Origin of the sequence: Flavobacterium laiguense (assembly GCF_003097655.1) — a bacterium.
Classification (GTDB): Bacteria; Bacteroidota; Bacteroidia; order Flavobacteriales; family Flavobacteriaceae; genus Flavobacterium; species Flavobacterium laiguense.
The window spans coordinates 417,513-430,557 of the sequence record NZ_QCZH01000001.1 but is presented as its reverse complement, the minus strand read 5'-3'; the positions used below and the strand labels follow the sequence as shown (position 1 = coordinate 430,557).

Below are 13,045 nucleotides of genomic sequence, written 5' to 3'. Positions count from 1 at the left end.
CAATATAGATTGTTTTTTTTTAATTATTTTTTTTAAACAAATCTATTCTTACTAATTACTTTTCAATCTTAACAATTACCATTTTACCATTATAAGGTTTATTGCCTTTGGTTTCTAGCGCTTGTGTGGCTTCTTCCAAATTATCAAACTTAGCATCGTAAATAAAATACTTACTAGAATTGGCATCATAGAAGAAATTCACCTCCTTTTGTCCAGCAGCCACCGTTTTGCCCACAAAAGTATCCCTTTTTTGTACATCAGAATGAACCGCCAATATTACATAATAGCCAGTTTCGACATTTTTATTGTTTTTAATAATCTGCATATTGGATTGACTATCTCCAAAGTCAAAATCTTCCGCTTTCAGTGGTGTGCTACTTACTTTAGTGGTCTCTTTGATTCGTTTCAAAGTAGCCAAGTCTTGTACATATCGATCTTGGTCATTCAATGAAGCTGCACGTTTGATTCTACGTTTTTTCTCTATTTCAGTTTGTACTTTAATTTGCTCTAAGTTCGAAATTAATACTGCATTAGATTGCTCTGCTTTGGCTTGTTCCGCTTTCAAACTCTCAATCGTTCTCAAATAATTTTGATTAATTAAATCATTTTTGGGAGCTTTTTTAAGTCTTTCATTATAAAGTCTGTTAAACTCCGCCAAAGATGCATTTTGAGCTTTATTCACTTCCGCTATTTGAGCTCTAATGGCTTCCAATTCAGCATTTTCACCAGAGGTACTTTTAAATTCCACGCTAGTTTTCACAATTCCTTTGTCGCTTAAGTCATTTTCCTCTTTTAATTCTTTTAAGGCTTTTTCTTTATTGGCAACAGAAGCATCTAATCGACTTAACAACTGTTGTTGTTTCTTTTTAGAATCTTCTAATGTTTTAGTCAAATTATCCATCGATTTACCATATTCATCTTTAGGCATGGCATCGGCTTTGGCTTTGGCAAGAGCTTCTATAGCTAACTTAGCTGCTGCTGCTGCTTCCAGCCTTTCTTGTTCGGCGGCTGCATCTGCTTTCGCTTTGGCTTCAGCAGCCAGTTTGGCTTGATTTTCGGCATCCACTTTCGCTTTTGCGTCTGCAGCAAGTTTGGCTTGAGCAGCAGCGTCGGCTTTCGCTTTCGCATCTGCAGCCAGTTTGGCTTGTGCTTCGGCATCGGCTTTGGCTTTCGCGTCTGCAGCTAATTTTGCTTGAGCATCAGCGACAGCTTTAGCTTTGGCTTCTGCGATCAGTTTGGCTTGAGCGTCGGCTTTCGCTTTGGCGTCTGCAGCCAGTTTAGCTTGAGCTTCGGCATCGGCTTTCGCTTTAGCATCAGCAGCAAGTTTGGCTTGGGCTGCAGCATCTGATTTCGCTTTGGCGTCTGCAGCCAGTTTAACTTGAGCTTCGGCATCGGCTTTCGCTTTAGCATCAGCAGCAAGTTTGGCTTGGGCTTCGGCATCAGATTTCGCTTTGGCATCAGCAGCAAGTTTGGCTTGGGCTTCGGCATCAGATTTCGCTTTGGCGTCTGCGGCAAGTTTGGCTTGAGCTGCAGCATCTGATTTCGCTTTGGCATCTGCGGCCAGTTTGGCTTGAGCTTCGGCATCCGCTTTCGCTTTTGTATCAGCAGCCAGTTTGGCTTGAGCTTGTGCATCCGCTTTCACTTTGGCATCAGCAGCTAGTTTAGCTTGAGCTTCGGCATCGGCTTTCGCTTTTGTATCTGCAGCCAGTTTGGCTTGAGCTTCTGCATCGGCTTTCGCTTTGGCATCCGCAGCCAGTTTGGCTTGGGCTTCTGCATCGGCTTTCACTTTTGCGTCTGCGGCTAATTTTGCTTGAGCAGCAGCATCTGATTTAGCTTTTGCATCAGCGGCCAGTTTGGCTTGGGCTTCAGCATCGGCTTTCGCTTTGGCATCCGCAGCAAGTTTGGCTTGAGTTTCTGCATCAGCTTTAGCCTTGGCATCTGCAGCTAGTTTAGCTTGAGCTTCGGCATCCGCTTTGGCATCACCAGCAAGTTTGGCTTGTGCATCTGCATCGGCTTTCGCTTTTGTATCTGCGGCCAGTTTTGCTTGGGCTTCGGCATCTGCTTTCGCTTTGGCTTCAGCGGCCAGTTTGGCTTGTGCATCTGCATCCGCTTTCGCTTTGGCATCTGCAGCCAGTTTGGCTTGGGCTTGTGCATCTAATTTCGCTTTGGCATCCGCAGCTAATTTTGCAGAAGCATCAGCATCCGCTTTAGTTTTAGCATCAGCTGCAAGTTTCGCTTTATTGACTGCGCTTACAGGTTTTTTATTGGCTATAATTAGAGCCGCAGCAGCATCTGCTTTAGCTTTAGCATCTGCAGCTAATTTATTTTTAGCATTAACGGCTTCTGCATCCGATTTAGCTTTAGCATCCGCAGCTAGTTTTGCTTTTGCAGCAGCAGCTTGCTGAGCATCCGCTTTGGTTTTTGCAGCAGCTGCTAGCTTAGCTTTTGCAGCAGCGACTTGAGCTTGTGAGGAGGTAACCGCTTTTGTATCCGGTTTTGGTTTTGCAACTACTGTTTTCTTTACTTCAGCAGGAGAAATAATAGCACCTTCTTCTTCATCATCGCCATAATCATAAGTATTGTTTTTAAGTTTATAGGCTAAAACAAGAATATGGGATGCCCCTAAGTTTGAAATATCACCCAATCCCATTCCGTAAGAGTATTCAAATGCGATTTTTGGTGTAATATTGAATCCTAAACCAGCAGATATTCCTAAAACGGAGTTATAACCCGCCTGAGCCCAAATCCCTTTAGGAATAGTAAACACAGCCGATCCAGAAACAACTGCTTGTTCTTTATATAACTCGGTTTTTACGATACCGGAAAATTTGCTTTTGTCAAAAAAACCGTAAGAATCAAGGAATCCTGTATACATAACATGAGCTTGAATCCCACTGTTAGGATCGTCTTTTAATAGACCTGAACTTAAATTATAAGTTACTAAGTTATTATAAGCAAGACCAAAATCAAAAAAAGCAGTGCCATAATTGATTCCAGGTGAAACTACCATTAAAGTATTGGAAGGAATGTTATCTAGTGAGGAATCTGGGAAATTAGAAATTACTTTTCCGCTATTTAAACCACTTTTGTAACCGCTTAAATTGACACCAAATGTCAAATTACTATCTTCTTGAAGAATAATATTATGGGCAAAGTTAGCCATAAGACCAAAAGTGGTTAAAGCACCATAATTTTGCTGAAAGACACCCAAAGCCAAACCTTCATTTTCTTTGAAACGTCCAGAATAACTTAATAAATAGGTTTTGGGTGCGTTTTCGAATCCTGTCCATTGACTTTTGTTAAAAAGAGTAATGTAGGAACTTTGCTGTCTTACAAAACTAAAAGTAGGATTGATCGCAAATGAATTAAATTTCAAAGAGTTTCCGGGAGGAATTACGAAAGAAACAACCCCATCTTCTTGTGAATAAAAAAATTGAATAGAACAGAAAAAAAAGAAAACACTTAAAAAAAAATTTTTCATATTATTTCACAAGAGTTATCGAACCCTTTTTGGCTGATTGACCATTAGGAGTAATTATATAATAATAAACAGGATTGTAATTACTGAATTTAATGGTGGTTTGTGGCCAACCATTATAATTATCATAATTATCGGTTTGGTAAACTATTTCACCCAATGAGTTTAAAATCATCACTTGGGTATTGGTACCGCTAATATATTGATCAGGAATAATCCAAGTGTCATTGGCACCGTCATTATTAGGAGAAACGATATTAGCTATTTGCGGCACATTCAAATTGGTTTGGTATGAAACTTCAAAACTAAATTCGTCGCTTACTTGACAGCCGGAGGTTTGAGTAATAATTACTTTATATTTTCCTTCTGCAGTTATGTCTAATGAACTTGTAGTTTCGCCAGGAATCGTGGAGTCATTAAGAAGCCATTGATAGCTTGGTGAAACCGCTGTTGTGGTTGTTGTTATGGATACTGTTTCTCCTTCTGGTATTTTATTTACCTTGCCTTCATCAACACCGGAAATGGTGCTACTGATTTCAAACACTTTTAAATCGACAGTTCCTGTGGATTTACATCCGCCAAAATCAACATCACAAGTGTAAATACCTGATAAATTGGTTTGATATGTTCGAGCAGTAGCTCCAACAATAACTACATTATTTTTTTTCCAAACATACGTATTACCAGCAGTAGCTGTTAAAGTTGTATTACCTAAACTGGAACAAAAAGGGTTACCTGAACTAGAGGTAATCGTGGCCCCATTTCCGGAAGTGCCCGTTACAGTAACTCGCTGTGAGCTATAATTAACATCAGAACAGATACCATAATTAAGTTCGGCATAATACTCTCCATTAGAACTTACGGATAAGGAAATACCAGATTCGCCCGGAATTAAGACACCGTCTTTGTACCATTTGTATTTTAATTGAGGGTAATTGGCAGGAGATGAAGTTGGAATAGCTGGAGTTGGATTGTAAATTGTTAAAGTTACACTGCTACCGTTACAAAAACTCAATGTAGGTTGATTATTATTAATCGCAAAAGGATTAATATAGGGTTTATAGTACGCTGTAAGCGCTTGCACGCTACCTGAAACACCAATGTTAAAATTGCTACTTGTGATACCTGTAGAACTTTTTACCCTTAATCGATAGGTATCCGATCCCACTAAATTAGTGGGGACTGCAAATGTTAGCCATTTATCCGTTGCCGTGTCTGGAGGAGTATTCGCTAACCGTGGTAAAGCTGTAGTTGCGGTTTGGGTTGTCACAAAAGAACCAGAAGGATCCGAAAGCTCTACTACAAAGATTACGCTAGGGTCAAAACCGCTAATTTTAAAATTAGCCTGATAATGATTAAAAAATTCTCCTGGATACTTTATTGGGTCTGGAGTTAGTCCACCGGCACAAATCTTATCAAACGGTAATTTTTGGGGGGTGATGGTTGGGGTTTGAGCAAACAATAATATTGTTGAAGGCAACAGCAACAACATTAAAAAATTTAATAATGTATTTAAAGAAAAAAGGGATGTAGTTTTGCTTGACATAGTAAATAGCATTTAAAATTAAGCAATTATAACAACCTATATTAAGTAGTAAAATGAAAGTAAAACCTTTGTATAGGTTTAACTTTCATTTTACTACAAAGTCATTATAACTTTAATTTTATTTTGAAGAAGCTGTGAATTTAGAAAGAGCCAATCTGAAATCTGGTCTTTTCGGATTTGCAAAGTCATTAAATGTTTCTAAATTGGTTGTTTTAGAATACAAATTAAAAAACACACTGTTACCGTAATACCCTTCTAAATCTTCATTATTATCAGATCCTTCCGTAAATATATTTCCATTACAGAAGTTTATGTACATTTCCTCGATACGTATCTTTTTAAGATTCTTATCGTTAATTTCAATTTTATTGTCTAAAACAACAGCTGGATTAAAACCTGAAATTACACTTTTGCGTAAAACCAAAGAAGAATTTTCACTTACGTAAACCGCTTCTTTAACCAAACCCGCTTTAATATCTGCATCGATATTTTCACTATCATTAACCAAGGTCAAGTTCGTAGCTGTAACAAGTGTTTGCTTTTTTGTAAAATCTACTTCTTCTTTTTTTGCATAAGAAGAAACATCTAAACAACGAGAACCACTACTGCTAGTTAAATAAGAAGATCTTACAGCTAAGGAGTTGTCAATTTTAGCCTGTGATCCCAAAGTAAATTTAAAATCTATTCCATTAGACTTATACGAAACCATTTTAGTCATTATAGGCTCACCACCAAGAACTTCGAATGCATCTCCAGCAGCATAGCTCACCATAATGTTTTCTAAAATTGTTTTGTTTCCAATTCCCCCTAATAAAAGAGCATTAAAATTTTCCAATCCTCTTGGCTTTTTACCTGCATATTCAATTCTAACAAATTTTAAAGCCCCTGAAGAACTTGCTGGATTCAAACCACCATAAGTAGTTAATGAAGGATCCAAATCGTAATTAACAGAAGAATAGGTTCCAAATTTATTAATTGGAGCGTCACCAAGAATAACAATTCCTCCCCAATCACCTGCTTTTTTTAGCGATTTATTTGAAGTAAAAACAATAGGATCTGTTTCTAAACCTTCTGCAATCAATTGTGCTCCTTTAGTTACTATCAAAGTTCCTTTTGATTCGGAATCTCCAAGAATTACGGTACCAGGTTCAATAGTAAGGATCGCATTATTGGTTACATATACATTACCTTGAATAATGTAAACTTCTTTTTTTACCAATTTAGTATTCACAGCAATATTACCGGCAAGAATCTGAGTAGCTTCTCCGTAATCTGCTTTACCAGGTTTAAATTCAGTCCAGTTGTTTAACCAATTGCTTGATCCTATTATTCCCTTCTCTTGTTGAGCATTAACATTGCAAACAACAGCAAGGAAAACCCATATAATTAGAAACACATTTTTCATAGGTTCGGGGGGGATTAAATTATTAATATTTGAACTCTGTAGGTAAGAGTTTATAACCTCATTAAAAGAGTAAAAGATCAAAAAAATTAGTAAAGACTGTTACATCTTTACTAAAAAATTTTTTTTTATTGATGTTCAACTTCATGCAATGACTTCAATGTTTGCTCATAGAACAAAACCATAGTCACTAATTGACCTTTATCAGAATACGGAAGCATTTTTCTTAAAAAATCAACCGTTACATCTAAATACACATTTGTTGCCTCTGTTTCTAAATCTAATGCCTTTTTGTTTACATCATCAGCTGGAATACCAAGATCAGTCAAAGTTACACCAGGCTTTGTAGCCAAGGCAATATTAGGTAATGTTCTTACAATAACCTTCATACGCTCGATGTACAATTCTACCAATTCTCCTTTTGACATTGCTCTCAGAGTCTTATCGTCATGATAAGTACGTACCGCTGCACTTGTACTTATAATACTTTTTGGCATGTTTTGTTTTGCTTGAGCGAATCCTTTAGAACTTAACGCTAACATAAAAATACTGAAAAAAATAATTTTCCCTCTCATAACATTGAAATATTTAATTAATAAAACAAAAATATACAAATATTTTGAATTTGCAAGTCCTGAGAATTTTTTTAAAGTCAATTTTAAGATAAAAACAAGGCAAAATGTACATTATAGCGAGTAAAACCAACACTTTGTCGGTGTAATTATTAAATCTTTAAAAAAAATAATTAACAAAAAAACTTAACAAATAACACTACTTATCTTATTAAAACAACATTGACAGAACAATGAAAAATTTAGTTGTTAATAATAATACAAAAGTTATTAACAGTTGACCGGCTGATATTATAAAAAACATTAATTTTAGTACCCTTTTTACGATCCCTTTTAGTATTTGGTTTAAAAACTTATATAAACTTTATAATGGATTATTTTTGACTAAATCATTTTCTTCTATCTTTGCTTCATGCAATTTTCAGAAATTCTAGGACAAGATTACATTAAAAATCATTTAACAAAAAGTGCCGATTCAGGAAGAATTCCTCATGCACAATTATTTGTTGGCCCTGAAGGAAGTGGTACTTTGGCCATGGCAATCGCCTATTCACAGTATGTGCTTTGCAATAATACTGGAGGGTTAAAAGAATCTTGCGTTCTGAAATTTCAAAAAATATCCCACCCTGATCTTCATTTTGTTTACCCAACCGTAACCACAGAAGAGGTGAAACAAAAACCGAAGAGTATCGATTTCATAAACCATTGGAGGGAATTTTTAATGGAGAATCCATACGGAAGTTTATTTGATTGGTATGCAAAATTGGGTGTGCAAAATAAACAAGGAGAGATCCGTGTAGATGATGCCCAAGAGATTCTTAAATCATTGGCATTAAAATCATACGAAGGAGGTTATAAGATCATGATTATTTGGATGGCGGATAAGCTAAACACCGCAGCTTCCAATAAATTACTGAAGTTACTGGAAGAACCACCGGAAAAAACGGTATTTATATTAATCTCCGAAAATGAAGAAGATATCATTCAAACGATTCGATCTCGTTGTCAAATCGTGCATTTTAATGCTTTAAGTGAACAAACCATCACAGATGCCCTTATTGCACGAGAACAAATTGACCCAAAACTAGCGATAAAGGTTGCGCATCAAGCACAGGGTAACTATTCTAAAGCATTACATCTGTTACAGGATGACAATGACGAATTTCCTTTTGAACAATGGTTTGTGACTTGGGTTAGAGCCGCCTTTAAGGCAAAAGGAAATGCTGCAGCGATACAGGATTTAATTCTATGGAGCGAGCAAATTGCTGCTTTAGGAAGAGAAACACAGAAAAAATTCCTGCAATTTTGTATCGAAATGTTCCGCCAAGCATTGCTCGAGAATTATCAAACCAAAAAACTGGTTTACATAGAAACAAAGGTTGAAAAATTCAAACTGGAAAATTTCGCCCCTTTTGTAAACGGAAATAACATCAATGACATTTTCAAAGAACTATCCGATGCTATGTATCATATTGAACGCAATGGAAATGCAAAAATAATTTTAACTGATTTATCCATAAAACTCACTCGTCTAATCCATAAAAAATAATAAAAAATGAATAACATTGCCTCAATCCTAATTTTAATTTTCTTAGCAATAACTTTTTTACAATCAGCCTATGATAAATTATTTCATTGGAAAGATAATATCGATTGGTTAAAAGAACACTTTTCTGCAACCCCTTTAAGAAATCAAGTACCCTTAGCCTTACTTAATGTATTACTATTAGAGTTACTGTCTGGAATTTTATGTGTAGTGGGTGCTATAGAATTAACCGTAAATAGCGGAAGATTATATGGTTTGTACGGAGCCATTTTTTCTTGTATTACCCTTATTATGTTACTTTTTGGACAACGATTAGCCAAAGATTATGACGGAGCCAGAACCATTGTACTTTACTTTATTCCAGCGGTAATGGCTGTGTATTGGCTGAATTAACATAATTGAACACAATTACAATTTCTTTATAAAACAATAAAAATGACACCAAAACATCCTTCAGAATCCTTAACTATATTAACCGATTTGGTTTTACCGAGCGAAACCAATCCTTTGAATAACTTATTTGGAGGTGAATTATTGGCCAGAATGGATCGCGCAGCAAGTATCGCCGCCGGAAGACATTCGCGTCGAATTGGAGTAACGGCTTCTGTTAATCACGTTGCTTTCAACAAATCCATTCCGTTGGGAAGTGTGGTTATTATTGAAGCCAAAGTATCCAGAGCTTTTAAAAGTTCAATGGAAATCTACCTAGATGTTTGGGTAGAAGACCGTCAATCTGGAAACAGAACCAAAGCTAATGAAGCAATTTACACTTTTGTAGCCGTGGATGATACCGGAAGACCCGTAGAAGTTCCTTTATTGGTTCCAGAAACAGAATTGGAGAAACAGCGTTACGAAGCGGCTTTGAGAAGAAAACAATTGAGCTTAGTGTTGGCTGGTAAAATGAATCCTCATGATGCTACTGAATTGAAAGCTCTTTTTGCAAAAGAGTAAAGAGTAAAGAGTAAAGAGTAAAGAGAGCCTAGCTTGTCAAGATTTCATTTCCAAGTGAGATACCTCTTGGATTGATGTATTCAGTGTTGACATTCGATATTGAATGATTGAAATTGCTATTGCCATTGCCATTACCTTTTGCTATTGTAACTTCAGAAAAAAGAAGTATTTTTACGAAAACTAAATAAAATCAATCTAATATTACGAGCCTATATTATTGCTAAAAAATATGAAAGTAAAAGAAAAAGAGATGAAAGAAAAAATCAGTTCAGAGAAAGAAGCCAAGTTAAAAGCATTGCAATTAACGCTTGACAAATTAGACAAAACTTACGGAAAAGGGACTGTAATGAAAATGGGGGATAAAGCCATTGAGGAAGTAGAAACTATTTCTTCGGGGTCTTTAGGGATTGATTTAGCATTAGGAGTTGGTGGGTATCCAAGAGGAAGAATTATAGAGATCTACGGACCGGAATCTTCTGGTAAAACAACATTAACACTACACGCTATTGCCGAAGCTCAAAAAGCGGGAGGAATAGCTGCTTTTATTGATGCGGAGCATGCATTTGACAGAAATTATGCAGAGAAATTAGGTGTTGATATTGAAAACCTAATCATTTCACAACCGGATAACGGAGAACAAGCATTAGAAATCGCCGAAAATTTGATTCGCTCTGGAGCCATTGACATTGTGGTAATTGACTCTGTTGCAGCCTTGACACCTAAAAGTGAAATTGAAGGCGAAATGGGAGATTCAAAAATGGGTCTTCATGCTCGATTAATGTCTCAAGCTTTAAGAAAATTAACGGGAACGATCAGCAAAACGAATTGCACGGTATTCTTCATCAACCAATTGAGGGAAAAAATTGGGGTTATGTTTGGTAATCCCGAAACTACAACGGGTGGAAATGCATTGAAATTTTATGCTTCGGTACGTTTGGATATTCGTCGTTCTACTCAGATTAAAGATGGAGATAATGTATTGGGTAACCGAACTAAAGTAAAAGTTGTTAAAAACAAAGTTGCACCGCCATTTAAAGTAGCTGAATTTGACATTATGTACGGAGAAGGAGTCTCTAAAACGGGTGAAATATTGGATCTTGCTGTAGAATTTGAAATTATCAAAAAAGCAGGTTCTTGGTTTAGTTATGGTGAAACCAAACTAGGACAAGGCCGTGATGCAGTAAAATCTTTAATAAAAGACAATCCAGAATTGGCTGATGAATTGGAAGTGAAGATTAAAAATCAAATCAAAGAGTTAGCAGAAGCTTAAATAGCAAAAAAGCCCGCAATTGCGGGCTTTTTTTTTGTTCTACTACAATTGTATAAGTAAAGTCAAGATACCCAATATTTGAAACCATTTAGGCATTAAGATTGTTTAAGTTAAGCTTAATGAAACTTAATGCCTTAATGGTTCAAAAAATAGTTTCTAAACTGGAACTAAATTATAACCGTTTGGTACAATTAACTTAACTTGTCCATTTTCTCAAACTCGAGTAATTCATTATAAATAAGATCCCGAACCTCTTCCTTAATTTCTTTTCGGTCCAGCGCTCCTTTTTTCCCAACAGTTTCTACATATGGAAGGATTTTAACTCTCATTAAACCTGGACTTCCGCTATAAAAAGTATAGGATAATCTTTTTTTATTGTCCGGAAAAACTAAGGGGACAATTGGTAATTCATGTTCTACTGCCAAACGAAAAGCACCGTCTTTGAAAGTGTCTAACAGAATAGACTCATCATGTGGCACACCACCCTCAGGGAATATACAAATACTAAGTCCGCGGTCAATTCTTTTTTGTGCTTCATCAAACACTTCCATTCTGCTTTTAGAACAACTTCTATCGACCAAAATACTGGTTCTTTTGTAGAAAAAGCCAAATAATGGAATTTTCGCCAGTGATTTTTTTCCCACAAAAACAAAAGGGTTTTCAACAACGGCAAGCATTAACATAATATCCGACATTGAAGTATGATTGGCTACAAACATATAACTTTTATGAGGATCTAATTTTTGAATCTTCTCGACCCTATAATAAAATCCCATTCCAAAAAGAACACATTTCGCCCAAATGCGGGACATCTTGAAAAAATAGGGATACCCTCTTTCGGTCAAGATCGAAGCCACCAAAAAAGGGGACATAATAAGGATCGGAATAAGCATTACGACATAAAACCAAACCCGCCAGACGGCCCAAAACATCTTTTTTATACCTTTCATGTGTAGATAATATTTGTTTTTTAAAGGATCCCAATAGCTACCGATAATTATCGGTACAGGAGGTCACACCATTCTTTTTTTTCTTTGTTTTTTGGAATCATGGCGATTTCATAACGTCAAAAGTAAGGAAACTTGCGGAAAATTTGGCAAAAGAATTAACTTTGCAAAAAAAATCACTTTTCGTTAACGAAATCTATAGGGAATAAAATATATAAAATGGCAAAAATACTTACTGGCGTTCAGAGTACGGGAACACCACATTTAGGAAACTTACTTGGCGCAATTATACCGGCAATCGCTTTATCCAATAAACCCGAAAACGAATCTTTTCTTTTCATAGCCGATTTGCACTCGATCACACAAATAAAAAACGGAGAAACATTAAGAGCCAACACCTACAGCACTGCAGCGGCTTGGTTGGCATGTGGTTTGAATGTGGAAAAAGTGGTTTTTTACCGTCAATCGGATGTGCCGCAAACGGCTGAATTATCTTGGTATTTGAGTTGTTTTTTTCCATACCAACGTTTGACATTGGCGCATTCTTTCAAAGATAAATCGGATCGATTAGAAGATGTAAATGCTGGATTGTTTTCTTACCCTATGCTTATGGCTGCGGATATTTTGTTATATGATGCAGAATTTGTTCCAGTGGGAAAAGATCAGTTGCAACACGTAGAAATAACAAGAGATGTAGCTTCCCGTTTCAATTTTCAAATGGGGGAAACATTTGTCCTTCCAGAGGCTAAAATACAAGAAGACAGCATGCTTATTCCGGGTACAAACGGAGGGAAAATGAGCAAATCGGCCAATAATTTCATCAATATTTTCTTGGATGACAAAGCGTTGCGCAAACAAATCATGGGTATAGAAACCGATAGTACACCACTTGAGGCTCCAAAAAACCCTGAAACCTGTAATTGTTTTGCATTATACAAACTAATGGCAAACGAAAGTCAATTAGAAACCATGACAGCCAATTATTTAGGAGGAAATTATGGGTATGGTCACGCCAAACAAGCTTTGTTTGAATTGATCGTAGAAAAATTTAAAACCGAAAGAGAAAAATACAATTACTACATCAATAATCTCCCAGAAGTAGATGCCTTATTGAAAATAGGAGCAGCAAAAGCGGGTATTGTTGCCAATGGTGTTTTGGGAAGAGTAAGAGAGAAATTGGGGTTTGAGGTTTAAAAAAGAAAGGTAATACGAATTGTGTGGGTTTAGTCTTTAAAATTAATTTTAAGAATTTAAACCATTAAGTTTCATTAAGTCTCAATTAGCTTAATATCTTAATGGTTTTATTTGTTATTATGTTTTTATAAATTTTCCT

10 protein-coding genes are annotated in these 13,045 nt (G+C 36.2%); 5 read left to right on the top strand and 5 right to left on the bottom strand.

Features of this window, described 5'->3' with window-relative positions; all coding sequences use genetic code 11:
* Positions 1-55 precede the first annotated feature (55 nt).
* From DB891_RS01895 to DB891_RS01880, 4 genes are all read right to left on the bottom strand, one after another.
* A complete protein-coding gene (locus tag DB891_RS01895; RefSeq protein ID WP_116760005.1) occupies positions 56-3,481 on the bottom strand; it encodes a PorP/SprF family type IX secretion system membrane protein in 3,426 nt (1,141 codons plus the stop codon).
* Between the two features lies 1 nt (position 3,482).
* Complete coding sequence (locus tag DB891_RS01890; protein WP_116760003.1) at positions 3,483-5,024, bottom strand: T9SS type B sorting domain-containing protein; 1,542 nt, start codon at positions 5,022-5,024, stop codon at positions 3,483-3,485.
* Between the two features lie 118 nt (positions 5,025-5,142).
* Positions 5,143-6,429, bottom strand: coding sequence for a hypothetical protein (locus DB891_RS01885; protein ID WP_116760001.1), 1,287 nt, complete (start codon positions 6,427-6,429; stop codon positions 5,143-5,145).
* A 125-nt stretch (positions 6,430-6,554) separates the two neighbouring features.
* Positions 6,555-7,001, bottom strand: coding sequence for a hypothetical protein (locus DB891_RS01880; RefSeq protein ID WP_116760341.1), 447 nt, complete (start codon positions 6,999-7,001; stop codon positions 6,555-6,557).
* A 409-nt stretch (positions 7,002-7,410) separates the two neighbouring features.
* On the opposite strand from DB891_RS01880, the gene DB891_RS01875 reads away from it, so the two are divergent.
* From DB891_RS01875 to recA, 4 genes are all read left to right on the top strand, one after another.
* A complete protein-coding gene (locus DB891_RS01875; RefSeq protein ID WP_116759999.1) occupies positions 7,411-8,547 on the top strand; it encodes a DNA polymerase III subunit in 1,137 nt (378 codons plus the stop codon).
* A 6-nt stretch (positions 8,548-8,553) separates the two neighbouring features.
* Complete coding sequence (locus DB891_RS01870) at positions 8,554-8,937, top strand: DoxX family protein (RefSeq protein ID WP_116759997.1); 384 nt, start codon at positions 8,554-8,556, stop codon at positions 8,935-8,937.
* Between the two features lie 42 nt (positions 8,938-8,979).
* The gene (locus DB891_RS01865) at positions 8,980-9,495 is read left to right on the top strand and encodes an acyl-CoA thioesterase (RefSeq protein ID WP_116759995.1); all 516 of its coding nucleotides are present in this window, start codon (positions 8,980-8,982) and stop codon (positions 9,493-9,495) included.
* A gap of 262 nt (positions 9,496-9,757) precedes the next feature.
* Positions 9,758-10,765, top strand: a complete 1,008-nt coding sequence (recA, locus tag DB891_RS01860; protein ID WP_116760339.1) for a recombinase RecA — start codon at positions 9,758-9,760, stop codon at positions 10,763-10,765.
* Positions 10,766-10,956: 191 nt separating this feature from the next.
* On the opposite strand, the gene DB891_RS01855 is transcribed toward recA, so the two are convergent.
* Positions 10,957-11,715 carry a lysophospholipid acyltransferase family protein gene (locus tag DB891_RS01855; RefSeq protein WP_116759993.1) on the bottom strand — a complete coding sequence of 253 codons (759 nt, stop codon included), beginning with the start codon at positions 11,713-11,715 and terminating at the stop codon, positions 10,957-10,959.
* A 216-nt stretch (positions 11,716-11,931) separates the two neighbouring features.
* On the opposite strand from DB891_RS01855, the gene trpS reads away from it, so the two are divergent.
* Positions 11,932-12,906, top strand: a complete 975-nt coding sequence (trpS, locus tag DB891_RS01850; protein WP_116759991.1) for a tryptophan--tRNA ligase — start codon at positions 11,932-11,934, stop codon at positions 12,904-12,906.
* Positions 12,907-13,045 lie beyond the last annotated feature (139 nt).

Excerpts from the sequence above, each read along its gene's own strand:
- DB891_RS01895 (WP_116760005.1), bottom strand. The coding sequence starts at position 3,481 with ATGAAAAATTTTTTTTTAAGTGTTTTCTTTTTTTTCTGTTCTATTCAA.
- DB891_RS01890 (WP_116760003.1), bottom strand. The coding sequence starts at position 5,024 with ATGTCAAGCAAAACTACATCCCTTTTTTCTTTAAATACATTATTAAAT.
- DB891_RS01885 (WP_116760001.1), bottom strand. The coding sequence starts at position 6,429 with ATGAAAAATGTGTTTCTAATTATATGGGTTTTCCTTGCTGTTGTTTGC.
- DB891_RS01880 (WP_116760341.1), bottom strand. The coding sequence starts at position 7,001 with ATGAGAGGGAAAATTATTTTTTTCAGTATTTTTATGTTAGCGTTAAGT.
- DB891_RS01875 (WP_116759999.1), top strand. The coding sequence starts at position 7,411 with ATGCAATTTTCAGAAATTCTAGGACAAGATTACATTAAAAATCATTTA.
- DB891_RS01870 (WP_116759997.1), top strand. The coding sequence starts at position 8,554 with ATGAATAACATTGCCTCAATCCTAATTTTAATTTTCTTAGCAATAACT.
- DB891_RS01865 (WP_116759995.1), top strand. The coding sequence starts at position 8,980 with ATGACACCAAAACATCCTTCAGAATCCTTAACTATATTAACCGATTTG.
- DB891_RS01855 (WP_116759993.1), bottom strand. The coding sequence starts at position 11,715 with ATGAAAGGTATAAAAAAGATGTTTTGGGCCGTCTGGCGGGTTTGGTTT.
- trpS (WP_116759991.1), top strand. The coding sequence starts at position 11,932 with ATGGCAAAAATACTTACTGGCGTTCAGAGTACGGGAACACCACATTTA.